Annotated in this window: 25 protein-coding genes; 9 read left to right on the forward strand and 16 right to left on the reverse strand. The window is 64.3% G+C overall.

Annotated features, from left to right (window positions below):
• Positions 1 to 74: 74 nt before the first annotated feature.
• From AB433_RS15950 to nadC, 4 genes are all read left to right on the forward strand, one after another.
• Positions 75 to 1,301: a sensor histidine kinase gene (locus AB433_RS15950; RefSeq protein WP_047824303.1), complete on the forward strand. Its 1,227-nt coding sequence runs from the start codon at positions 75 to 77 to the stop codon at positions 1,299 to 1,301.
• A gap of 28 nt (positions 1,302 to 1,329) precedes the next feature.
• Positions 1,330 to 2,127: a LytR/AlgR family response regulator transcription factor gene (locus AB433_RS15955; RefSeq protein WP_047822398.1), complete on the forward strand. Its 798-nt coding sequence runs from the start codon at positions 1,330 to 1,332 to the stop codon at positions 2,125 to 2,127.
• 159 nt (positions 2,128 to 2,286) lie between these two features.
• The gene (locus AB433_RS15960; RefSeq protein ID WP_047822400.1) at positions 2,287 to 2,769 is read left to right on the forward strand and encodes an outer membrane protein; all 483 of its coding nucleotides are present in this window, start codon (positions 2,287 to 2,289) and stop codon (positions 2,767 to 2,769) included.
• A gap of 105 nt (positions 2,770 to 2,874) precedes the next feature.
• Complete coding sequence (gene nadC / locus AB433_RS15965; RefSeq protein ID WP_047822402.1) at positions 2,875 to 3,732, forward strand: carboxylating nicotinate-nucleotide diphosphorylase; 858 nt, start codon at positions 2,875 to 2,877, stop codon at positions 3,730 to 3,732.
• On the opposite strand, the gene AB433_RS15970 is transcribed toward nadC, so the two are convergent.
• Positions 3,729 to 4,196 carry a nucleoside deaminase gene (locus tag AB433_RS15970; RefSeq protein WP_047824306.1) on the reverse strand — a complete coding sequence of 156 codons (468 nt, stop codon included), beginning with the start codon at positions 4,194 to 4,196 and terminating at the stop codon, positions 3,729 to 3,731. The two genes, nadC and AB433_RS15970, sit on opposite strands and share 4 nt — an antisense overlap.
• Positions 4,197 to 4,352: 156 nt before the next feature.
• Between AB433_RS15970 and rpmB the strand changes: the two genes are divergently transcribed.
• Positions 4,353 to 4,640 (forward strand): 50S ribosomal protein L28, encoded by a 288-nt coding sequence (gene rpmB, locus AB433_RS15975; protein ID WP_047822404.1) that lies wholly within the window; start codon positions 4,353 to 4,355, stop codon positions 4,638 to 4,640.
• 53 nt (positions 4,641 to 4,693) lie between these two features.
• Here rpmB and AB433_RS15980 read toward each other — a convergent pair whose 3' ends face one another.
• From AB433_RS15980 to xseA, 4 genes are all read right to left on the reverse strand, one after another.
• Positions 4,694 to 5,677 (reverse strand): esterase-like activity of phytase family protein, encoded by a 984-nt coding sequence (locus AB433_RS15980; RefSeq protein ID WP_053059222.1) that lies wholly within the window; start codon positions 5,675 to 5,677, stop codon positions 4,694 to 4,696.
• A gap of 13 nt (positions 5,678 to 5,690) precedes the next feature.
• Complete coding sequence (locus AB433_RS15985; protein WP_047824310.1) at positions 5,691 to 6,500, reverse strand: M23 family metallopeptidase; 810 nt, start codon at positions 6,498 to 6,500, stop codon at positions 5,691 to 5,693.
• A gap of 110 nt (positions 6,501 to 6,610) precedes the next feature.
• Positions 6,611 to 6,811, reverse strand: a complete 201-nt coding sequence (locus tag AB433_RS15990; RefSeq protein WP_047822406.1) for a DUF2093 domain-containing protein — start codon at positions 6,809 to 6,811, stop codon at positions 6,611 to 6,613.
• A 26-nt stretch (positions 6,812 to 6,837) separates the two neighbouring features.
• Entirely contained in the window at positions 6,838 to 8,328 is a 1,491-nt protein-coding gene (gene xseA, locus AB433_RS15995) for an exodeoxyribonuclease VII large subunit (RefSeq protein ID WP_047822408.1), read from the reverse strand.
• On the opposite strand from xseA, the gene purD reads away from it, so the two are divergent.
• Entirely contained in the window at positions 8,328 to 9,608 is a 1,281-nt protein-coding gene (purD, locus tag AB433_RS16000) for a phosphoribosylamine--glycine ligase (protein WP_047822411.1), read from the forward strand. The genes xseA and purD overlap by 1 nt on opposite strands.
• 17 nt (positions 9,609 to 9,625) lie before the next feature.
• Here the strand turns inward: purD and AB433_RS16005 are convergent, their stop codons facing one another.
• On the reverse strand, positions 9,626 to 10,636 hold the full coding sequence (locus AB433_RS16005; RefSeq protein WP_047822413.1) for an adenosine kinase: 1,011 nt from the start codon (positions 10,634 to 10,636) through the stop codon (positions 9,626 to 9,628).
• Between the two features lie 104 nt (positions 10,637 to 10,740).
• On the opposite strand from AB433_RS16005, the gene AB433_RS16010 reads away from it, so the two are divergent.
• The 3 genes from AB433_RS16010 to AB433_RS16020 all read left to right on the forward strand — a co-directional run bounded on the left by AB433_RS16010 (position 10,741) and on the right by AB433_RS16020 (position 12,906).
• Positions 10,741 to 11,478 (forward strand): EI24 domain-containing protein, encoded by a 738-nt coding sequence (locus AB433_RS16010; RefSeq protein WP_053059223.1) that lies wholly within the window; start codon positions 10,741 to 10,743, stop codon positions 11,476 to 11,478.
• A 5-nt stretch (positions 11,479 to 11,483) separates the two neighbouring features.
• Positions 11,484 to 11,903 (forward strand): hypothetical protein, encoded by a 420-nt coding sequence (locus tag AB433_RS16015; RefSeq protein WP_156170858.1) that lies wholly within the window; start codon positions 11,484 to 11,486, stop codon positions 11,901 to 11,903.
• Positions 11,904 to 11,970: 67 nt separating this feature from the next.
• A complete protein-coding gene (locus AB433_RS16020) occupies positions 11,971 to 12,906 on the forward strand; it encodes a hypothetical protein (protein WP_245626690.1) in 936 nt (311 codons plus the stop codon).
• A 149-nt stretch (positions 12,907 to 13,055) separates the two neighbouring features.
• Here the strand turns inward: AB433_RS16020 and AB433_RS16025 are convergent, their stop codons facing one another.
• Genes AB433_RS16025 through AB433_RS16070 form a run of 10 tightly spaced genes read right to left on the reverse strand, consistent with a single transcriptional unit; the run spans position 13,056 to position 20,057 of the window.
• Positions 13,056 to 13,415 (reverse strand): HesB/IscA family protein, encoded by a 360-nt coding sequence (locus AB433_RS16025; RefSeq protein WP_047822419.1) that lies wholly within the window; start codon positions 13,413 to 13,415, stop codon positions 13,056 to 13,058.
• Positions 13,412 to 13,897, reverse strand: coding sequence for a GNAT family N-acetyltransferase (locus AB433_RS16030; RefSeq protein ID WP_245626691.1), 486 nt, complete (start codon positions 13,895 to 13,897; stop codon positions 13,412 to 13,414). The genes AB433_RS16025 and AB433_RS16030 overlap by 4 nt, the downstream gene beginning before the upstream one ends.
• 26 nt (positions 13,898 to 13,923) lie before the next feature.
• Positions 13,924 to 14,412, reverse strand: coding sequence for an SUF system Fe-S cluster assembly protein (locus AB433_RS16035; RefSeq protein WP_047822424.1), 489 nt, complete (start codon positions 14,410 to 14,412; stop codon positions 13,924 to 13,926).
• Positions 14,409 to 15,578 carry a cysteine desulfurase gene (locus AB433_RS16040; protein WP_047824314.1) on the reverse strand — a complete coding sequence of 390 codons (1,170 nt, stop codon included), beginning with the start codon at positions 15,576 to 15,578 and terminating at the stop codon, positions 14,409 to 14,411. The genes AB433_RS16035 and AB433_RS16040 overlap by 4 nt, the downstream gene beginning before the upstream one ends.
• A 53-nt stretch (positions 15,579 to 15,631) precedes the next feature.
• Positions 15,632 to 16,384: a SufD family Fe-S cluster assembly protein gene (locus AB433_RS16045; RefSeq protein WP_047822426.1), complete on the reverse strand. Its 753-nt coding sequence runs from the start codon at positions 16,382 to 16,384 to the stop codon at positions 15,632 to 15,634.
• Complete coding sequence (gene sufC, locus AB433_RS16050; protein ID WP_047822428.1) at positions 16,381 to 17,121, reverse strand: Fe-S cluster assembly ATPase SufC; 741 nt, start codon at positions 17,119 to 17,121, stop codon at positions 16,381 to 16,383. The genes AB433_RS16045 and sufC overlap by 4 nt, the downstream gene beginning before the upstream one ends.
• Positions 17,121 to 17,651: an endonuclease domain-containing protein gene (locus tag AB433_RS16055; RefSeq protein WP_047822430.1), complete on the reverse strand. Its 531-nt coding sequence runs from the start codon at positions 17,649 to 17,651 to the stop codon at positions 17,121 to 17,123. Before AB433_RS16055 ends, sufC begins: the two co-directional genes overlap by 1 nt.
• A complete protein-coding gene (locus AB433_RS16060) occupies positions 17,648 to 18,130 on the reverse strand; it encodes a hypothetical protein (RefSeq protein ID WP_047822432.1) in 483 nt (160 codons plus the stop codon). The genes AB433_RS16055 and AB433_RS16060 overlap by 4 nt, the downstream gene beginning before the upstream one ends.
• Positions 18,127 to 19,617: a Fe-S cluster assembly protein SufB gene (gene sufB / locus AB433_RS16065; protein ID WP_047822433.1), complete on the reverse strand. Its 1,491-nt coding sequence runs from the start codon at positions 19,615 to 19,617 to the stop codon at positions 18,127 to 18,129. Before sufB ends, AB433_RS16060 begins: the two co-directional genes overlap by 4 nt.
• Positions 19,614 to 20,057: an SUF system Fe-S cluster assembly regulator gene (locus AB433_RS16070; protein WP_047822435.1), complete on the reverse strand. Its 444-nt coding sequence runs from the start codon at positions 20,055 to 20,057 to the stop codon at positions 19,614 to 19,616. Before AB433_RS16070 ends, sufB begins: the two co-directional genes overlap by 4 nt.
• Between the last annotated feature and the right edge of the window lie 274 nt (positions 20,058 to 20,331).

The following is a 20,331-nucleotide window of genomic DNA, read 5'->3' on the forward strand; positions in this document are numbered from 1 at the left end:
CATTCCTGAAGGGTGCGTTCCGCCAAAAAGGCGGTGCGCTGTCGCGCGCGCGCGGAATCGGGTATCAGTCGGGCATGTCGGTGCTTCCCGTCGCGCCTGTCCCGTTCTTCGCGGACAAGAACCGCGCCTTCTGGCGGTTGCAGCTGCTCGGTTGGGGCGGCGCGATGGTGCTGCGCGCGGTGTCCAGCCTGGCCAATGCCCAGCCGCTGACGTTCCTCGTACTGGTCGCCATCGCGACGCTGACCGGCTTTTCGCTCTCGCTGATCCTGTCGGTGCTCTATCGCCAGCTGATGAACCGCCGCGCCATCGTGACGTGGGGCGCGACCGCGATGGTGCTGGCGGCGGCAGTCGGCGTCTATGCCTTTATCGATTCGTGGGTGATCTCGCTCTATCGCCCGACTGCGGAGCCGGGGTTCGCGCAGCTGTTCCTTGGCGTGTTCTACCTCGATCTCACGCTGCTGGGCGCGTGGTCGGCGCTCTATTACGCAATCAACTTTTACTTGCAGGTGGAAGAGGCGAACGACCGGCTGCTGCTGCTGGAAAATCAGGCGACCAGCGCGCAACTTGCTATGCTGCGCTATCAGCTGAACCCGCACTTCCTGTTCAACACGCTCAATTCGATCAGCACGCTGGTCCTGCTGAAACAGACCGAACCGGCAAACGCGATGCTGTCGCGGTTGTCGAGCTTTCTGCGCTATACCCTGATCAACCAGCCAACCGGACGCGTCACCATCGCGCAGGAAATCGATACGCTGAAACTCTACCTCGATATCGAGCGGATGCGGTTTGAAGAACGGCTGCGCACGCATTTCAGCATCGCGCCCGACGTGGCGAAGGCGCTGCTCCCCTCGCTTCTGCTGCAACCGCTGGTCGAAAACGCGATAAAGTACGCCGTCAGCACGCAAGAGGCCGGGGCAGAGATTACCGTCCGCGCCGAACGCATCGGCGACCGGCTGCGCATTACCGTGTCGGACACCGGCCCCGGCATTCCGCATGGGACGAAAGCCAGCAAGCTGTTCGGTAAGGTTCACGGCGATGGCGCACGGTCGACCGGCGTCGGCCTCGTCAACATTCGCGAAAGACTGGCGCAGGCCTATGGCGAGAACCAGCATTTCGAAATCCGATCCCAACCGCAAGATGGGTTCGCGGTAATCATCGAGATCCCCTTCGAAACCGATGAAGAAATCGAACCCGAACCCGTCCGGCAGTCCGGCGCAGGCCCGGTTTCCGCGATTCGTCAACGGCTTGCGCGCGTCGATTCCGCCCCTGAAACCTTGTCGCCCGCAACCCGTTCTACCTAGGCAAACTCCAACAGGAATCCCCCCTTCCATGACCATCCGTACCATCATCGTCGACGACGAAAAGCTCGCCATCCAGGGCCTTCAGGTTCGGCTGGAGCCGTTTGCCGACATAGAGGTCATCGCCACGTGCCAGAACGGGCGCGAAGCGATCCGCGCGATCAAGACCGAAAAGCCCGATCTGGTGTTCCTCGACATCCAGATGCCCGGTTTCGACGGGTTTTCCGTGGTCGGCGGGGTGATGGATGTCGATCCGCCGCTTTTCATCTTCGTCACCGCCTATTCCGAACATGCCTTGAAGGCGTTCGAGGCCAATGCCGTCGACTACCTGATGAAGCCGGTGGAGGAAGGCCGCCTTGCCGATGCGATCGACCGCGCCCGCACACGCCTGTCCGAAAAGCGCGGGCTGGAAGAAGTGGAGAAGCTGAAGAACGTGCTGGCCGAAGTCGCGCCCGACGCGATGGACCAGATGCCCGATGACGATGGCCATGCCGACACCCGCTACGAAAAGATGCTGAACGTGAAGGATCGCGGCCAGATTTTCCGTGTCGACGTCGATTCCATCGAACATATCGAGGCGGCGGGCGATTACATGGTGATCTCCACCGGCGACAACTCGCTGGTCCTGCGCGAAACAATGAAGGACCTTGAACGTCGCCTCGACCCGCGTGCGTTTCAGCGGGTGCACCGCTCCACCATCGTGAACCTCAATCAGGTGCGTCAGGTAAAGCCGCATACCAACGGCGAATGCTTCCTTGTGCTGGACAGCGGGGCGGAAGTGAAAGTCAGCCGCAGTTATCGCGATGTTGTGGCCCGGTTCGTACACTGAGATGCGGGGCCGATCCCGTATCTGAACAAAGGCTTGCGTTAACTAAATTAAATTTGTTGCAAGACTAATTCCATGTCTTGATTTCCATTTGGCGCGACCATAAGTCCGCGCCACGCCAAGCCTATTAGGGCTGGCGGGAGATAATGAGGAAATACTTACATGTTTAAAAAGACCGTTCTCGCGGTGGCGTTCGCCACGGCGGCCATCGTCGCGACTCCTGCTTCGGCGCAGGGTGCCCGCGTCGGCGTCGAACTGGGCGTTATCGATGATGACTTCCTCGGCACCGAAGAAGCCACCTATGGCCTGACCGCGGGTTACGACTTCGACATCGGCAATCTCGCGATCGGCCCGGTCGTCGGTTACACTGGCCTGTTCGATGACGACGGCACCGACATTCGCGAACTGACCGCCGGCGCGCGCATTGGCGCGAAGCTGGGCACCGGTTCGATGGTCTATGGCACCGTCGCTTACGCCAACCTCGACGCCGATGGCGTTCCGGGCAGCGCCGACGGCACGCGCCTCGGCCTTGGCTTCGAACAGAACTTCGGCGGCCTCTATGGCATGGTCGAAACCCGTTACACCGACTATCAGTACGGTCTCGAGTTCTACCAGACCGTCGTCGGCCTCGGCGTGAAGTTCTGATCCAGACGATCTTAATGAACGGGGGCGGCTCGCAATGCGCGGGCCGCCCCTTTTTCGTATGGTCCGCTCTTGAGTTCAGTCGGCGTCCGCGCCACTTGCCTAGGCATGACATTTTCCCTTCCCGGATTCGACCTTGCCACCTTTGTCCGCGCGACGCTGGACGAAGATCTTGGCATCGGCCTGCAAGGCGGCGGCCATGACGTGACGAGCGAGAGCGTGATCCCGGCAGAGGCGCGCTTTTCGGGCGTAATGGACAGCCGCGATGCGATCACCGTCGCAGGCCTGCCGATTGCGGCTGCGTTCTTCCGCGAACTGGACCCGACTTGTCAGATCGAGGTGCTGGTCAACGAAGGCGCGAAAGTCACCCCCGGCACCGACCTGATGCGCCTGTCGGGCAACGCCCGCGCCCTGCTGACGGCGGAGCGCAGCGCGCTGAACACGGTGCAGCACTTGTCGGGCATCGCGACGATGACCGCGACCTATGTGGCGGCGATGAATGGCCACGCCACGCTGCTCGATACGCGCAAGACGATCCCCGGCCTGCGCCATCTCGAAAAATACGCCACCCGCATGGGCGGTGCGCAGAACCACCGCATGGGCCTGTGGGATGCGGCGATGATCAAGGACAACCACGTCGCGGTGGCCGGTTCGGTCGGCGAAGCCGTGGCCCGCGCGGTTCGCGCCGGGGTGAAGGCGATCATCTGCGAAGTGGACCGGATCGACCAGATCGAACCCGCCCTGTCCGCCGGGGCCACGCATCTGCTGCTCGACAATATGAACCCCGACCTGTTGCGACAGGGCGTGGCGCTGGTCGCAGGGCGCGTTCCGTGCGAGGCTTCGGGCGGGGTCAATCTCGACACTATCGGGCCGATCGCGGCGACCGGGGTCGATTACGTTTCGGTCGGTCGCCTGACGCAAAGCGCGCCCGCCGCCGACATCGGGTTGGACTTCCAGCCGCTCTAGCGTCGCTCCGCGAAGAACCCGCGCAGCAGGTCGGCCGCTTCCGTCTCGCCCAGCCCTGAATAGACCTCTGGACGGTGCAGACAGGTCGGTTGGTCAAACGTGCGGCAGCCATGTTCGACCGCGCCGCCCTTGGGATCGCTGGCCCCGTAATAGACTCGCGCGATCCGCGCGTGGGCGATGGCCCCGGCGCACATAGGGCAGGGTTCCAGCGTGACATAGAGGTCGCAACCGGTCAGCCGCTCATCGCCCAGCGCCTCTGCCGCGCGGCGAATCGCCAGCATCTCGGCATGGGCGGTCGGATCGTTCAGCGTGCGGGGGGCGTTGTGGGCGCTGGCGATCACCGCCCCGTCTTTCACCACTACCGCGCCCACCGGCACTTCACCTGCGGCGGCGGCCTGTCGCGCCATCTCCAGCGCGGCCTGCATCGGTGGCGCAAGCGGCCAGCGGGGCTTGGTTTCGTTCATGATCCTGCGCGACTTGCCCGAATCGCGCGAATGCGGCAATGGGTGCCGACGAACCGGAACGGTTGGGCCCCGATCGCTTGACGGGATGGGCCCTTGCCGCTATGCGCGCGCCTTTCCGTCACAACCGACGAATTTTTGCGAAGCGAGTTTATAGCCATGTCGCGTATCTGCGAACTGACCGGCAAGGGCCGCCAGGTCGGCCACAATGTGAGCCACGCCAACAACAAGACGAAGCGCGTGTTCCTGCCGAACCTCCAGAACGTCACGCTGTTGAGCGAGAAGCTGGACAAGAGCTTCAAGTTCCGCGTTTCGACGCAGGGCCTGCGTTCGGTCGAACACAACGGCGGTCTCGACAACTGGCTGCTGAAGACCAACGACACCAAGCTGTCGACCCGCGCGCTCAAGGTAAAGCGCGAACTGAAGAAGGTCGCCGCCGCGGCCTGATTCGCCCCGCCCGGTTACGGGCAGGGATTGGGAAGAAACAGGCGCCCGCGAGTCTATCGCAGGGCGCCTTTTCCTATGTGCAGTTTCAGCAACAGCGTCTTTTGCAGGACTTGCGCTTCGTTGTTGTCGGATACGACCCACGCCGTCACGCCGCCATCGGCACTCTGTTGAATGGCAAGCCCCTCAAAATTGTCGGATAGCCCGGATCCGCCGAAATGGCCGATCCGCCGCGCCTCGACCCGACCGGCGGGGCGTAGCTTTGCGGTGTCCAGCAGGTAAAGCGCCGATTCGAAACCGAACGGCAAGCGAAAGCGTCGGCCCAGGATCAGCAGCCGACCATCGGCCAAGGGCGCGGCATCGACCGGGCGCATGCCTTCTGCCATGCTGAGGTGGAACAGAAACGGTTCCGCCCCGTCGGCCGGATCGCCCGCGAAGACCAGCCCGGGCAGGGTCCGGTCGCGCCCGCGTTCATACCCCTCGCCCAGAACCAGCATCCGGCCATCGGGAAGCCGCGCCATCGCCTCTGGCCCGCGCAGGGCGGTCCATTTCTGCATTTCCAGAGGTTTGGCCCGATCCACCAGCCGACCATCGGGGCCGAGCCGAACGATCACATTCTGATTTTCCATCGCGTACCAAAGCCCGCCATCGTCGCGCAGGACGATCGCCTCTGCATCGACACGGTTGCCGGTGCCATCGGCGCGCCGGTCGAGTGGCCACATCGTTCCGGCCCGACCGTGACCCGGCATTGGCCAGCGCACGCCCAGCCCGCGATCGGTGGCGCCGACGAAGTTGCCCTGCGGGTCTATGGCCAGCGCGGACAGCGAATGGAAATCCGGCCGGTCGCCGCGCAATTCCCATGCGCCGTCCAGCGTAATACCGCCGGACGAGACGAAGCCCGCCTGCGCGACCGGAACCGCATCGACATATACCGCAGATCCGAAACCGGTAAGTTCGGGATCGACGCGCGGCGGCCAGAGGAGGATCGCGGCAACCGCCAGCGCAAGCAGCAGGCTTGGCAAAAGGCGGTGCCGGATCATGCGCGGATGGCGCCTAGTTCATGGGGCCGGTGAACAACAGCGGATCGAGCCGGGCGTCGTTCCACTTCAGGCTCCAGTGCAGATGCGGCCCGGTGGCGCGCCCGCTGGACCCGACAAGGCCGATGCGCTGGCCCTGCCTCACATGGTCGCCCACTTTCACAAATAGCTCCTGCGAATGGAGGAACGCGCTGTTAAGGCCCATGCCGTGATCGATGATCAGCAACTTGCCCTCAAGGCTGAAGTCGTCGACGGCCAGTACAACCACCCCGTCGGCTGGCGCGACATAGGGCGTGCCCGCACCGGGCGCGATGTCGATACCCGAATGATAGCTGCCCGGCTCGCCGCGATAGATACGTTGCGATCCGAACAGACCGGAGATGCGGCCTTTTACCGGCCAGATGAAATCCTCGCGCCAACCTTGCGCATCGGTCACTTGCGCGCGGGAGGCGTTGATCGCCTCCAGCTCTGGACGGCGGATCTTCATGAACGCCTCTGTCGCGCCGCCGGTACGGCGGGCGGCGTTGATGTGTTCGATCCGCCAGTCACGGGGGCTGATCGTCAGCGGCTTGGTCAATTGCGTCCCGTCGCTGCGTTTGGCGACGAGTGTGGCGATAGGGCCGGAATCGCGGTCGAACGCGGCAAGGAACTGGCGATTGGCGTCGATCTTCACCGCCTCGCCATTCAGCGTCAGTGCGGTGGTGCCGACCGGCGCGGTGCCGCGCAGCCAGCCGCCCTGCGTCATCTCACCCGATAGCGTGAACGTGCCAGCCGGAAGCGCCGCCGGGGTCGGTGAGGGTGTCGGAACCGGTGCGGGCGCAGGCATCGTGCTGGCCGACGCGGACTGCGTCTCTGGTATCGAAGGCACGACGGTACAGGCCGCGAGGGCCGTGACAGTCAAAAGCGCGAGGGCGGTTTGGGTCGTTCGGTCAAAACTCATTGATCGCGCAAGAACCGCTCTGTGGCGATTTCGCACGTCGCATAGGCTTCCTGCCGCTCCACGCTCCAGTACCGCAGCATGTCGAGCTGAATCGGCACGCCCGATACCGCGCACAGAACATGGTCCCCGGCGGTCATCTGGCGAAAACCGTTGGGTCCGTAGAGAAGGCGGGCGGGTCCGTTGGATTGCATGAGCATGGGTTTCAGATAGCGCGTGTTACCTGTCAGAACAATGACTGCTGCCCGCTGTCGTTCCCCTCTTGCGACGACTTGGGCGAGGAACGGCGACGCGGCTTGGGCGGCGTTGGAGGCGCAGCAGGGGCAGTGCCGGTGCTGACGTCGATCTCGCCGTCGCGGAAGCGCAGGTTAAGCCGGTCATGCATGGCGGCGGCGGCGCGGGTCGTCACGGCATGGCCGTCCGGGCCGGTGACCACGGCATAACCACGCTCCAGCGGGGCATAGGGGTTCAGCTGCGGCAATACACGGGCCAGCGATTGCAATGCGGCGCCAGCATCACGATGCCGCCGGATTACCAGCGCGCGCGCATCGGGCACGCGGGCCAGTTCGCGGCGATGCTGGTCGATATTGCGCTGAAGCAATGCGGGCCGCAGCCCGCCCCCGCTCTCGGCCAAGGCACGCCGCGCCTGTTCCGCCCGTCCGGCCAGTCCGCGCCGCAGCCGGTCGGTCAGGTCGTCCAGCCGCTGGCCCTGCGCCTCGACCAGCGCGGCGGGGTCGGGCAACCGCTCGCTCCACGCCAGCAATCGTTCGCGTGCCAGACCGACCGGGCGGATTACGCCCCGGCGTTGACGGGCGGCATATTCGTCAAGCAGGGCGCGCAGTTCCTGCCGCACCGGCACTGCGATCTCGGCGGCGGCGGTCGGCGTCGGCGCCCGCAAGTCGGCGGCAAAATCGCAAAGCGTGGTGTCAGTCTCGTGCCCCACGGCAGAGATCGTCGGGATCGTGCTGGCCGCAACCGCCCGCACCACGACTTCCTCGTTGAATGCCCACAAATCCTCGATAGACCCGCCGCCGCGTGCCACGATCACCAGATCGGGCCGAGGCACCGCACCGCCCGCCGGCAACCGCGAAAACCCCTCGACCGCAGCGGCGATCTGCTCCGCCGCGCCCTGCCCTTGCACCATAACCGGCCAGACGAGAACATGGCTGGGAAAGCGATCGTTCAGCCGGTGCAGGATGTCGCGGATCACGGCCCCGGTCGGACTCGTCACGACGCCGATCGTGCGCGGCAGGAACGGCAACCGGCGCTTGCGTTCGGGGGCGAAAAGGCCCTCGGCCTCCAGCTTCGCCTTGATCCGCGCCAGCATGGCCAGCAGCGCGCCCTCGCCCGCGATTTCCATCGAATCGATGACGATCTGGTACTTCGAGCGTCCCGGATAAGTGGTCAGCTTGCCGGTCGCGATCACCTCGATCCCGTCCTCTGGCCGGAACGCCAGTCGCCCGGCATTGCCGCGCCACATCACCCCGTCGATAACCGCGTTCTCGTCTTTCAGCGCGCAATAGAAGTGCCCCGAAGCCGCGCGTTTCACGCCCGAAAGCTCTCCGCGTACGCGCACGTGGCCAAAGCGATCTTCGACCGTTCGCTTCAGCTGCTGCGATATTTCGGACACGGAGAGGGGCGCGGCGTTGTCGCCCGGGCGCCCCTGCGCTAACAGCCGCCCGTCTTCGAATTCTGCACTTGAGGGGCCGTTAGCCAATGAACATCCTTTTGATCGGGTCGGGCGGCCGCGAACATGCGCTGGCGTGGAAGCTGGCGCAATCGGAGCGTTGCAAAACGCTCTATGCCGCCCCGGGCAATCCGGGAATTGCGCAAGTGGCGGAAAATGTCACGCTGGATGTGACCGATCACGACGCGGTGGCCGCGTTCTGCGACGACCGGGGCGTGAACCTGGTCGTCGTCGGGCCAGAGGCTCCGCTGGTCGATGGCCTTGCCGATTCGCTCCGCGCCAGGGGCGTGGCGGTGTTCGGCCCCAGCGCAGCCGCGGCGCAGTTGGAAGGGTCGAAAAGCTTTACCAAGGGCGTCTGCGACCGCGCGGGCATTCCCACCGCCGCCTATGCCCATGCCGACAATGCCGAAGCGGCGCTGACCGCTCTGACCGATTTCACGATCCCCGTGGTCATCAAGGCCGACGGGCTGGCGGCAGGCAAGGGCGTGATCATCGCCGAAACCCGCGAGGAGGCGGAGGAAGCGATCCGCGACATATTCGGCGGGCGGTTCGGATCGGCAGGCGCAAGCGTCGTGATCGAGGAGTTCATGACCGGCGAAGAGGCCAGCTTTTTCGCCCTGACCGACGGCGCGACGATCGTGCCGTTCGGATCGGCGCAGGATCACAAGCGCGTAGGCGATGGCGACACCGGCCCCAACACCGGCGGCATGGGTGCGTACAGCCCGGCCCCGGTGCTGACCCCTATGCTGCGGGGCGAGGTGCTGAAGAAGATCATCGCGCCGACCGTGCGCCAGATGGCAGAGGACGGGCATCCCTATCAGGGCGTGCTTTATGCCGGGCTGATGCTGACCGATGCCGGGCCGAAGCTGATCGAGTACAACTGCCGCTTCGGCGATCCGGAGTGTCAGGTGCTGATGATGCGGCTGGAAAGCGATCTGGCAGAGATCCTCTATGCCTGTGCGACCAATGCACTGGGCAGCCTGAAGGCACCGCAATTCGCCGACGAAACCGCGCTGACGGTGGTGATGGCCGCGAATGGCTATCCCGGCACGCCCGAAAAAGGCGGCGCGATCCACGGGATCGACAAGGCCGAAGCAGGCGGGACCAAGGTTTTCCACGCCGGCACCGCCGAGGACGGAGGGACTTTGGTCGCCAGCGGGGGCCGCGTGCTGAACGTGACCGCGCTGGGCAAGACCGTGACCGAGGCGCAGGCGGCGGCTTACAAGGCAGTCGACGCGGTGGACTTCGCGTCGGGGTTCTGCCGCCGCGACATCGGCTGGCGCGAAGTGGAGCGCGAAGCGGCGGAGTAGCGCTTTAGCCCGAATACCTAACCAAGCCGTTTCGCGACCAGCACGGCCAGGTCCGCCTCTGGCCGCGCGCCATAGTGGCTGATGACTTCGGCGGCGGCGACCGCACCGATGGTCAGGCAGTCGGCCAGCGATTTGCCCTGAACATGGCCGTGCAGGAACCCGGCGGCAAAGCTGTCGCCTGCGCCGGTCGTGTCCACGACTTTGGCGACAGGCTCCGCCGGGACTTCGGCGCGTGTCTGGCCCGCAACGGCAATCGCGCCCTTTTCGCTGCGCGTCACGACCAGCACCGGCAGTTTCGGCGCAATCATGGCGATGCCCGCCTCGATGTCCGCCGCGCCCGTCAGGCCCAGCAGTTCGCCTTCGTTGGCAAACAGAATGTCGATCTGTCCTTCATCGATCAGGCGGCGGAAATCGTCCCCGTGGCGGTCGAGCAGGAATGCGTCGGACAGCGTGAACGCCACTTGCCGCCCGGCATCGCGCGCGGCGCGGATCGCCCCCTGCATCGCGGCGCGCGGGTCGTCCGGATCCCAGAGATAGCCTTCGAGGTACAGCACTTTCGCACTGGCGATCAGGTCCGTATCGATGGCGTTGGCCGGCAGGTGCTGCGACGCGCCAAGGAAGGTGTTCATCGTCCGCTGCCCGTCGGGCGTGACAAGGATCAGGCACCGCGCCGTCGGCGGATCGCCTGCGCGCGGGGCGACTTCATAATGGATGCCCGCCGCGCGAATGTCGTGCGCGAAGACCGCGCCCAGCTGATCGTCGGCGACCTGCCCGATGAACGCCGACTTCGCGCCCAGCGCCGCCAGACCCGCGCATGTATTCGCCGCGCTGCCGCCCGAAATCTCTCGCCCCGGGGCCATGCGGCTGTAAAGTTCCTCGGCCCGTGCCGTGTCGATCAACGTCATGGCACCTTTGTCGATGCCCTCCGCCGCGATGAATGCGTCGTCGCATGGGGCCAGCACGTCGACGATGGCATTGCCGATGGCCAAAACATCAAAACGAGGCACGTCGAAACGGGTCTGGGTCATTCTGGGGATCGGTCCTTGAAAAATGCGCGAAACGGCGGATACCCAGCCGGTTAGGCGAGCCCTGCGTTGACAGCAAGGCCCGTCCCGCCGCAATCCTTGCGCCCATGAACCGCACCCCCGCCCATGATGTACGCGCCACGCTATCCATCCCGCAGGCCTTCGCCCTTGCCTTTGCGCAAGTCGGCGACCGGCGCGTCATCGGCCTGCTTATAAAATCGGTGCTGATCAGCCTCGTGCTGGCCGCGCTGCTCGCCTTTGCGCTGGTCGTGGCGCTGGGCTGGACCTTTGGGGCATTCTATGGGTCGGACGTCGATACGCAGATCCCGTGGATCGGCACCGCGATGGTCGTCGTGCTGGGCGCGCTGGGGCTGGTCGCGGGGTGGCTGGCGTGGCGGATCGTCGCGATGGCGGTGATCCAGTTCTACGCCGACGAGGTGGTCGCGATCGTCGAATCCGAACACTACCCCGCGCTGGCTGCCCGCGACCTGCCGCTGGGTGAGCAGACCGCGATGGCAATCAAGGGCGCGCTGCGGGCGCTGATCGTCAACCTGATCGCGCTGCCCTTTGCCTTGGCGCTGTTCTTCACCGCCATCGGACCCGCACTGGTTTTCGTCGTGGTCAACGCCTTTCTGCTTGGGCGCGAACTTCAGGAGATGGTCTGGGCGCGCCACCGGCATGACGGGGCCACCGCGCCGCTGGGGTTCGCCAGCCGCTTCCTGCTGGGCCTTGCCACCGTCGGGCTGCTGGCGGTGCCCTTCGTCAATTTCCTCGCCCCGTTCCTGAGTGCGGCTGCCGCAACGCATCTTGTTCACCGCGTCGCCATGCGGCAAACGCCACGGTGATGTTCATGCTTCGCCAGATTGCCGCCCTCGCTCTGATCCCGTTCGCCGCCGCCTGCGCCTCTTCCTCCGTGCCCTATTCGACGACGCGGCCCGACACGGCAACCGCCGCGCCCCCGCCGCAGAACCCGCAAGTCACCCCGCAAACCAGTTTTCGCCCGGCACGCGTCATGCAGATGCCGGGGCTAGACGGCGTGATCGGCAGCGATGCGGGCGGACTTGTGCGACAATTCGGCACGCCCCGGCTCGATGTTTGGGAAGGCGACGCGCGCAAGTTGCAATTCGCGGGGCAAGCCTGCGTGCTCGACGTTTTCCTCTATCCTCCCGCCCCCGGACGCACCGAGCAGGCCACATGGGTAGAGGCGCGCCGCCAGACCGACGGGCGCGACGTGGACCGCGCCGCTTGCGTGTCGGCTTTGCGCCGGTAACCGGGTCTTAAGCAAGTTTCGCTAACCCCTTTCGCGACGAACAGGGGTTTGAACCGCGCTTATGACCATGCATTTCGCCGATATCGCCCGGCAGGCCGCCACCGACCGCCGTGTCTCATCCGAAGAGCTGCTATCGCTGCGCCGCGCAGGCTGGGCGAACGGCACGATCACGCCCGAAGAGGCGGAGACGATTTTCGCGCTGAACGACGCGCTGGACGATCGCAGCGCCGAATGGGTCGACTTCTTCGTCGAGGCTATCGGCGAGTATGTGCTCAACACGATGCAGCCCGCCGGCTACGTCACCGAAGAGCAGGGCAAGTGGCTGATCGACCGGCTGAACGCCAGCGGGAAGGTCGAATCGATGGCCGAAATGGAACTGGTCGTACGACTGGTCGAACGCGCCTCGAACGTGCCCGAACGCCTGAAGGTCTATGTGATCGCCACGCTGGAGCATGAAGTCCTGTCCGGCACCGGCCCCACCCGCCACGGCGGCGACCTGTCCGACACGCATGTATCAGAGGCGGAGTGCCGCATCCTGCGCCGCGCCCTGTTCGCACCCGGGTCGGACCGCCCCGGCGCGATCAGCCGCCGTGAGGCGGAAATGCTCTATCGCATCAAGGACGCCTGCCTCGAATCCGAAAACGCGCCCGAATGGAAGCGCCTGTTCGTGCAGGCGGTAGGCAACCACCTGCAAGGCTATGCCTCTGCCAGTGCCCAGATCAGCCGTGAACGCGCCGCAGAGCTGGAGGCGTTCATGGCCGATGCCAGTTCCAACGTCGGCCGTTTCCTCGGCCGCATGGCGAAAACCAGCCCGAATCGGTTCGGCAAGGTTTTCGGCAAGAAGGGCACCGATGCGCCGACGCGCGAACAGCTCGTCGCCGCGGACCACGCGGTCACGGCAAGCGAGAAGAAGTGGCTGGATATCCAGATGTCGGGCAACGGCATGGTCGATGAGTATGACCAGGCGTTGCTGCGGTTTCTGGAAGGCGGCGAAGCTCCCTAATCAATCCCGCTATCCGGCCCATGCGGGCCTGCGAACGGCACGCCCGCGCGCTTCCGGTGCTCACGTACTGAAGTACGCTGCGCTTCGGCCTACGCGGTCGCACCATTCTCGGCTCCACCCGCCCCGAATATCGGGACAGATTATCGTGATCAGACGGTAAAGGATTCTCCGCAGCCACAGCTTCCGGTCGCATTCGGATTCTCGAACACGAATCCCGCCTGAAAGTCGTCTTCCTTCCAGTCCATCACGCTGCCGATCAGGTAGAGCACGCTGGCGCCGTCGATGAAGAACAGGCCGCCCGGCGTCTCGATCCGTTCGTCGAAGCCGTTCGCCTCGTTCACGTAATCGACCGAGTAGGCGAGGCCGGAACAGCCGCGGCGGGGCGTCGACAGCTTTACGCCGATCGCGCCTTCGGGGGCCTTCTCCATCAGGTCGGCAATGCGCTTTTCCGCACTGGGCGTCAGCGTCACGGCTGCCTTGGGGGCGGGTCTGGTCTTGGTTTCGGTCATAATGCCTTCTCCCAGAATTGGGCACTGCCCTTGGCCGGATCAAGGGCAAAGCCTGCAAATCCTTCCGAAGCATAGAGCGCGCGGGCGCGTTCGTTGCCGGACAGAACCTCCAGCGTAACCTTGCATGCACCGCGCTTTTTCGCCTCGGCATCGACGGCGCGCAGCAGAGCACGGCCCACGCCGCGATCGCGCTGCCCGGGGCGGACGGACAGGTCGTGAATGTTCACCAGCGGCGCGCAGGCGAACGTTGAAAATCCGGTGAAACAGTTGGCCAGGCCCACCGCCATGCCATCCTCGCCACGCGCGATCAGGCTGAACGCGCCCGGATGCGCAGCCAGCGCCGTCGGAAGCTCATTCCGCGCCTTGTCCGACAACGGCGCACCGCCACCCATCGGATCGCGGGCATAAACGTCGAGCAGGTCGATCAGCGCCGCCGCGTCCTGCGGGTCGGAGTAATCGGCCAGCGTGACTGTCAGGGCCAAGGAGACAGAAGGCGCGGCGGTTTCGCTCACAGCATTCCCAGTTCGAGCTTTGCCTCGTCGCTCATCTTCTGCGGGTCCCACGGCGGATCCCAGACAAGGTTCACTTCGGCATCGCCCACGCCCGGCACCGCGCCGACGCGCAGTTCGACTTCGCCCGGCATCGATTCGGCCACCGGGCAATGCGGCGTCGTCAGCGTCATCGTGACGTTCGCGTGGCCACCCTCTGAAATCTCGACTCCGTAGATCAGGCCCAGGTCGTAGATGTTCACCGGGATTTCCGGGTCGTAGATTTCCTTGAGCGCGGCGATCACGCTCTCGTACAGATCGCCGCCCGGTTCATTCCCGGAAACGCCGGCAGGCTTTTCTTTCAGGAAACCTTCCAGATAGTCCTTCTTGCGCCCCAGCTTTTCGCTCGCCGTCTCTTCGACAGCCTCGTCGACGCGGGCGCGGCGCGGGGTTGCCACGTCGGATACTTCTTCGCTGGTCGGCGGGGTATGGGTGTTGTCTTCGCTCATCCGAAGATCCTTTTCGTGCGTTCGATGCCGCGGATCAGCGCGGCGATGTCGTCTTCGTCGGAATAGAGCCCGAAACTGGCGCGGGCGGTGGCGGGAACGCCAAGGTGGTCCATTAACGGCTGGGCGCAGTGATGCCCTGCGCGGATGGCGACGTTCTCTTCGTCGAGGATCGTGCCGAGGTCGTGCGGATGGATGTCGCCCAACTGGAAACTGACGATCCCGGCTGCGTCATCCGGGCCGAACAGCCGCAACGAGTTGATCTTTGCCAGTTCGGCACGGGCGGTGCGGGTCAGCGTGTCTTCATGCGCGGCGATCGCCTCGATCCCGATAGCATCGACGTAATCGACGGCGGCGGCGAAGGCGATCGCCTCGGCAATCGCGGGCGTGCCGGCTTCGAAGCGCTGCGGTGCATCGGCCCATGTGGTCTTTTCGAAGGTCACGCGGTCGATCATCGACCCGCCGCCCTGATACGGCGGCATGGCACCCAGGATGTCCTTCCTTGCCCACAGCGCGCCGATGCCGGTGGGGCCGTAAAGCTTGTGCGCGGAGAATACGTAGAAGTCGCAGCCCATCGCCTTGACGTCGACCGGCAGGCGCGGAACCGCCTGACACCCGTCGACCAGCAGTTTCGCGCCGACCGAATGGGCCATCTCCGCCGTCGCGGCGACGTCGAGCCGCGAACCCAGCACGTTGGAGACATGCGCCAGCGCGACCAGTTTCGTTCGTTCGTCAATGACTTGCCGCGCAGCATCGAGGTCTATGCGGCCATCATCGGTCAACGGGCAGACATCGATTTCGATTCCCACCCGTTCGCGCAACAATTGCCAAGGGACGATGTTCGAATGATGCTCCAGCACCGACAGGAGGACCCGGTCGCCGGCCTGCAGATTTGCTTCACCCCATGTTGCGGCAACAAGGTTGATCGCTTCTGTCGCGCCGCGGGTAAAAACCAGCTCATCCTCGGCCCCGCCGACAAAACCGGCGACCCGGCGACGCGCGGCTTCATAGCCCAGCGTCATTTCGGCAGAGCGCGAATACACTCCGCGATGCACCGTCGCATAATCGCGCCCCAGCGCTGCGGTCATCGCATCGACCACCGCCTGCGGCTTTTGCGCGGTGGCGGCGGTGTCGAGGTAATGCCAGGGGCTGCCATCGGCATTCACCATGCCGGGGAAGTCGGCCCTGATTTCTTTCACTGGGCGGCTGATCGTCTGCGTGCTCACAGCTGCGCCCCTTCCAGAACGGACAGCGCGCGGTCCAGCAGCCCTTCGCCTTCTTCACCCGCGTTCTCGAAAGCGTCGGCGATGAAGGCTTGCACCTGCAACTTGCGCGCGATTTCGGGCGGAATGCCGCGTGCGGCCATGTAGAACCCGGCGGTCTGGTCCAGCGCGCCGATGGCGGCGCCGTGGGCGCACTTTACATCGTCGGCAAAGATTTCCAGTTCCGGCTTGGTATTCGCGGATGCGCCCTTTTCAAGCAGGATCGCGCGGAAGTTCTGCGCCGCGTCGGTCTTCTGCGCGTCGCGCACCACTTCGATCCGGCCAAGGAAATTGCCCGTCGCCTTGCCCCAATGCACCGCGCGGACGACCTGGTTGCTGGTCGCCTCGGGTTCGGCATGGATGCAGCGGGTCACGAATTCGCGGACATGCTCGCCGCCGCCGATGGTCACGCCGCCGAATTCGAAGTGCGCACCGCGTTTCAGCGTCACTTCAACCTCCAGCCGGGTATAGGCGTCGGCGCTGGCGATGGCGAAAATCTCGCCCCGCGCACCTTCTTCCAGCGTCATGCGAACGCGGTGGATGCCGGGGTGCGCGTTATCGAGGATGAAGTCCTTGCGCTGCACTACGCCGGGCGCAACGGTAACTTCGTGCCAGACATCAAGGTCGGGCACGGTCAGCGCGTCCAGCGCCGCCGTTTCGGCGTAGCGCCAGTCTTCGTCACGGTTTGTGGGAAGGGTCGCCAGATCGGTCACACGACTTCCTCGTAACCCTCGCGCTCAAGCTCGTGCGCCAGTTCCGGCCCGCCGGTCTTCACGATCTTGCCCTTGGCAAGGATGTGCACGAAGTCGGGCTTCACGTAATCGAGCAGCCGCTGATAGTGCGTGATCAGCAGCACGCCCTTGCCGGGCGCGCGCATAATGGAATTGATCCCCTCGCCCACCACGCGCAGCGCGTCGATGTCGAGGCCGCTGTCCGTTTCGTCCAGCACGGCGAATTTCGGATCGAGGATGCCCATCTGCACCATCTCGTTCCGCTTCTTCTCACCGCCCGAAAATCCGACGTTCACCGGGCGTTTCAGCATGTCCATATCCATGCGTAGCAGGGCGGCCTTTTCCTTCGCCAGCTTCAGGAACTCGCCGCCGGTCAGCGCCTCTTCGCCGCGATGCTTGCGCTGGGCATTGGCCGCCTCGCGCAGGAACTGAACGTTGGAGACGCCGGGAATCTCGACCGGGTACTGGAAGCCCAGGAACAGCCCGGCAGCGGCGCGTTCGTGCGGGTCGAGCGCCAGCAGGTCGATACCGTCGAAGGTGACCGAACCACCGGTAATCTCGTACCCCGGACGGCCGCCCAGCGTATAGGCCAGCGTCGACTTGCCCGCGCCGTTGGGGCCCATGATCGCGTGGACCTCGCCCGCGTTCACGGTGAGGTTCAATCCGTTGAGGATCGTCTTGCCGCCGACTTCGGCGGTCAGGTTCTCGATTTTCAGCATTACTGGTCTCTATTCTCGCGGAACGTGCGCGGCTTATATCCCTGCCCGCTGCTCTTCTTCTGGTCGAAGTGCTTGCGGCGCGCTTCCTGTTTGTCGCCGATGCGCAGGCGCATGCCGGCGGTGATGCGCTTCAGCACGTCGTCCATGTTTTCAAGGATATCGCTGGCCTTGATGCGCATCACGCGGATGCCGACGGCCTCAAGGCTCTTGTCGCGGCGGGTGGCGAGCGCGGGGTCTTCGCCCTCTTCGTCGATGTCGATCGCCATGCCGAGGCTGTGGCAGTTGAAGTCGACGATGGCGCTGCCGACGACGGCGTGGCGGGTGAACTTGTGGCGCCCCATGTCGGCAGCGGCGAACTTCTCGGCCAGCGCCTTGTGCGCCGGGGTCGAATGTCTCCGCATCTCGCGCGCACGATCATGCAACGCGTCAAGTCGCGATTCGGAGATTTCCCAGCCGCGACCCTTCTTCTTGATCGCAGGCGCGGCGTCTTCCGATGCGGGACGCAGGGTGAGGGGTTTGCGGTCGGTCATTGAAAGATCGCTTCGTAAAAGGCTTTTGAAGTTGTGCTTAGCTTTTCTGCCAATCCATCCTCTCCGGCCCGAGCATCGAGGAAAGCCCATCGTTCTTCCCTACGGAAATTGTTTTGCACGAATTTTCGGCGGGCTTCGTCTCCATAAACAGCCCGCTCAACGAGAAGATTATCAAGCGCAGCATCGCCGATGTCGCGCGTCCGACTACATTCTGACGCCGCTTTCATCATCGCATCGACGGCCTTCTTCCCCTCTGAGGTTCCGAAACCCTCATTTCCCACGAGACTTTGGTAATAGCATTCAAAGTACGGTCGATAATATGCACGGGCTTCCTCGCGGTCGGGTCCAGCCACTCGCGAAAGTGGCTTCGGCGAATAATCGAAAATGCAGTTGCCCTTGTCGTCGCGTTCACACGTTATCGTGACGATAGGCGGCGCACCTGCGAGCATGGCCAAGGACAGGATCGCAGTTCCAATCACCCCACACTCCCCTCAAGCGAGATCGCCAGCAGCTTCTGCGCCTCGACCGCGAATTCCATCGGCAGCTCTTTCAGCACTTCCTTGGCAAAGCCGTTGACGATCAGCGCCACGGCCTGCTCCTCGTCCAGCCCGCGCTGCATCGCGTAGAACAGCTGGTCGTCGCTGATCTTGCTGGTCGTCGCCTCGTGCTCGATCTGGGCGGTGGGGTTCTTCACCTCGATATAGGGCACGGTATGCGCGCCGCATTCGCTGCCCAGCAGCAAGCTGTCGCACTGCGTGAAATTGCGCACGTTGTCGGCATTCGGTCCCACGCGGACGAGGCCGCGATAGGTGTTGTCGGACTTGCCCGCGCTGATGCCCTTGGAAATGATCGTCGAACGGGTGTTCTTGCCGTTGTGGATCATCTTCGTGCCGGTGTCGGCCTGCTGGTAATTGTTGGTGACGGCGACCGAGTAGAACTCGCCCACCGAATTCTCTCCGTTCAGCACGCAGGACGGATACTTCCACGTCACCGCAGAGCCGGTTTCAACCTGCGTCCACGAAACCTTGGAATTCTTCCCCTGGCACAGCGCGCGCTTGGTGACGAAGTTGTAGATGCCGCCCTTGCCCTCGGCATCGCCGGGGTACCAGTTCTGGACCGTCGAATACTTGATCTCCGCATCGTCCAGCGCGACGAGTTCGACCACGGCGGCGTGGAGCTGGTTTTCGTCACGCATCGGCGCGGTGCAGCCTTCGAGATAGCTGACATAGCTGCCTTCGTCGGCCACGATCAGGGTGCGTTCGAACTGGCCGGTGTTCTCCGCATTGATCCGGAAATAGGTCGATAGCTCCATCGGGCAGCGCACGCCCTTGGGAATGTAGACGAAAGTGCCGTCGGAAAAGACCGCGCAGTTGAGCGTGGCAAAGTAGTTGTCATGCATCGGCACGACCTTGCCGAGCCACTTCCTGACCATGTCGGGATATTCGCGGATCGCCTCGGAGATGGAACGGAAGATGACGCCCGCCTCCTCCAGCTCCTTGCGGAAGGTGGTGGCGACGGAAACGCTGTCGAACACTGCGTCCACGGCGACCTTGCGTGCGCCTTCGACGCCCGCCAGCACTTCCTGTTCGCCAATCGGGATGCCCAGCTTGTCGTAGACGGCCTTGATCTCTGGGTCGAGCTCGTCAAGCGACGCCAGCGTCTCCTTCTTCTTGGGCGCGGCGTAGTAGTAGGCGTCCTGATAATCGATCGGCGGGAAGTTCACCTTCGCCCAGTCCGGCTGCGGCATGGTCAGCCAGTGGCGGTAGGCTTTCAGCCGCCATTCCAGCATCCATTCCGGCTCTTCCTTCTTGGCTGAAATGAAGCGGACGGTGTCTTCGGACAGGCCTTTTTCCGCGAACTCCTGCTCGATGTCGGACGAAAAGCCGAACTCATAGGTTTCAAGCCGCTTGGCCGCATCGCGGGCGGCTGCGTCTTGCTCTACCTGTTGGGTGACGTCTTCAGTCATGCGGTAATTCCTTCGGACACCTGCGCCACAGGCTCCGCCTGAGAATGCGCAAGGTCGACCAGTGTGATGCCGGACAGCGCGCCGCGAATGGCGCGGTTCACCTGCGGCCAGTGCGCTCGCGCGCCGCAGCGCAGTTCGATGGCGCAATCGCCATCCTCTTCGCAGCACTGGGTCAGCGCGATGGGCCCTTCGATGGCTTCGACAATGTCTGCCACCGTGATCGCCGCCGCCGGACGCGCAAGGCGAAAACCCCCGCCCGCGCCGCGTACCGAACGCAGCAGACCCGCCGCGCCCAGCTTGCTGACCAGTTTCTGCACCGTGGGCAGCGGCAGCCCGGTTTCCTCGGCGATTTCGGACGCGTTGGTGCGATCCCCGCCGCAATGAAGGGCGGCGGCGCGCATTGCCACGACGGCATAGTCGGCCATGCTCGAAAGCCGCATCGAAAACCCAAGCTCCTGTGGTGCCCGTGGACCCGATCCGCTTAATCGGATCGATCCGGTCTGGTTTGTCACCTAGTGGTGGGAACCGGCGGATTCAATGAAAACCAGCCTGTTGCGAGTCGTTAGCATTTGTGCCCACTTCGGATCGATGGATATTTCCACCGCGCGGGCTTGATCCCGCACATCGAAGGTGCAAAGAATCATTTCGCGAACCGCAAAAGTGGTCGCGCTACCGAGTTCAGTTAGAAAATAAACGAGTACTGGCGTGGCCAGC

The sequence above is a fragment of the Croceicoccus naphthovorans genome, from assembly GCF_001028705.1.
GTDB lineage: Bacteria > Pseudomonadota > Alphaproteobacteria > Sphingomonadales > Sphingomonadaceae > Croceicoccus > Croceicoccus naphthovorans.

What these genes read in the sequence shown, in the direction of transcription:
- AB433_RS15950 (WP_047824303.1), top strand. Translation starts at nt 75, where the DNA reads ATGTCGGTGCTTCCCGTCGCGCCTGTCCCGTTCTTCGCGGACAAGAAC.
- AB433_RS15955 (WP_047822398.1), top strand. Translation starts at nt 1,330, where the DNA reads ATGACCATCCGTACCATCATCGTCGACGACGAAAAGCTCGCCATCCAG.
- AB433_RS15960 (WP_047822400.1), top strand. Translation starts at nt 2,287, where the DNA reads ATGTTTAAAAAGACCGTTCTCGCGGTGGCGTTCGCCACGGCGGCCATC.
- nadC (WP_047822402.1), top strand. Translation starts at nt 2,875, where the DNA reads ATGACATTTTCCCTTCCCGGATTCGACCTTGCCACCTTTGTCCGCGCG.
- AB433_RS15970 (WP_047824306.1), bottom strand. Translation starts at nt 4,196, where the DNA reads ATGAACGAAACCAAGCCCCGCTGGCCGCTTGCGCCACCGATGCAGGCC.
- rpmB (WP_047822404.1), top strand. Translation starts at nt 4,353, where the DNA reads ATGTCGCGTATCTGCGAACTGACCGGCAAGGGCCGCCAGGTCGGCCAC.
- AB433_RS15980 (WP_053059222.1), bottom strand. Translation starts at nt 5,677, where the DNA reads ATGATCCGGCACCGCCTTTTGCCAAGCCTGCTGCTTGCGCTGGCGGTT.
- AB433_RS15985 (WP_047824310.1), bottom strand. Translation starts at nt 6,500, where the DNA reads ATGCCTGCGCCCGCACCGGTTCCGACACCCTCACCGACCCCGGCGGCG.
- AB433_RS15990 (WP_047822406.1), bottom strand. Translation starts at nt 6,811, where the DNA reads ATGCTCATGCAATCCAACGGACCCGCCCGCCTTCTCTACGGACCCAAC.
- purD (WP_047822411.1), top strand. Translation starts at nt 8,328, where the DNA reads ATGAACATCCTTTTGATCGGGTCGGGCGGCCGCGAACATGCGCTGGCG.
- AB433_RS16005 (WP_047822413.1), bottom strand. Translation starts at nt 10,636, where the DNA reads ATGACCCAGACCCGTTTCGACGTGCCTCGTTTTGATGTTTTGGCCATC.
- AB433_RS16010 (WP_053059223.1), top strand. Translation starts at nt 10,741, where the DNA reads ATGAACCGCACCCCCGCCCATGATGTACGCGCCACGCTATCCATCCCG.
- AB433_RS16015 (WP_156170858.1), top strand. Translation starts at nt 11,484, where the DNA reads ATGCTTCGCCAGATTGCCGCCCTCGCTCTGATCCCGTTCGCCGCCGCC.
- AB433_RS16020 (WP_245626690.1), top strand. Translation starts at nt 11,971, where the DNA reads ATGCATTTCGCCGATATCGCCCGGCAGGCCGCCACCGACCGCCGTGTC.
- AB433_RS16025 (WP_047822419.1), bottom strand. Translation starts at nt 13,415, where the DNA reads ATGACCGAAACCAAGACCAGACCCGCCCCCAAGGCAGCCGTGACGCTG.
- AB433_RS16035 (WP_047822424.1), bottom strand. Translation starts at nt 14,412, where the DNA reads ATGAGCGAAGACAACACCCATACCCCGCCGACCAGCGAAGAAGTATCC.
- AB433_RS16040 (WP_047824314.1), bottom strand. Translation starts at nt 15,578, where the DNA reads ATGGTGAATGCCGATGGCAGCCCCTGGCATTACCTCGACACCGCCGCC.
- sufC (WP_047822428.1), bottom strand. Translation starts at nt 17,121, where the DNA reads ATGCTGAAAATCGAGAACCTGACCGCCGAAGTCGGCGGCAAGACGATC.
- AB433_RS16055 (WP_047822430.1), bottom strand. Translation starts at nt 17,651, where the DNA reads ATGACCGACCGCAAACCCCTCACCCTGCGTCCCGCATCGGAAGACGCC.
- sufB (WP_047822433.1), bottom strand. Translation starts at nt 19,617, where the DNA reads ATGACTGAAGACGTCACCCAACAGGTAGAGCAAGACGCAGCCGCCCGC.
- AB433_RS16070 (WP_047822435.1), bottom strand. Translation starts at nt 20,057, where the DNA reads ATGCGGCTTTCGAGCATGGCCGACTATGCCGTCGTGGCAATGCGCGCC.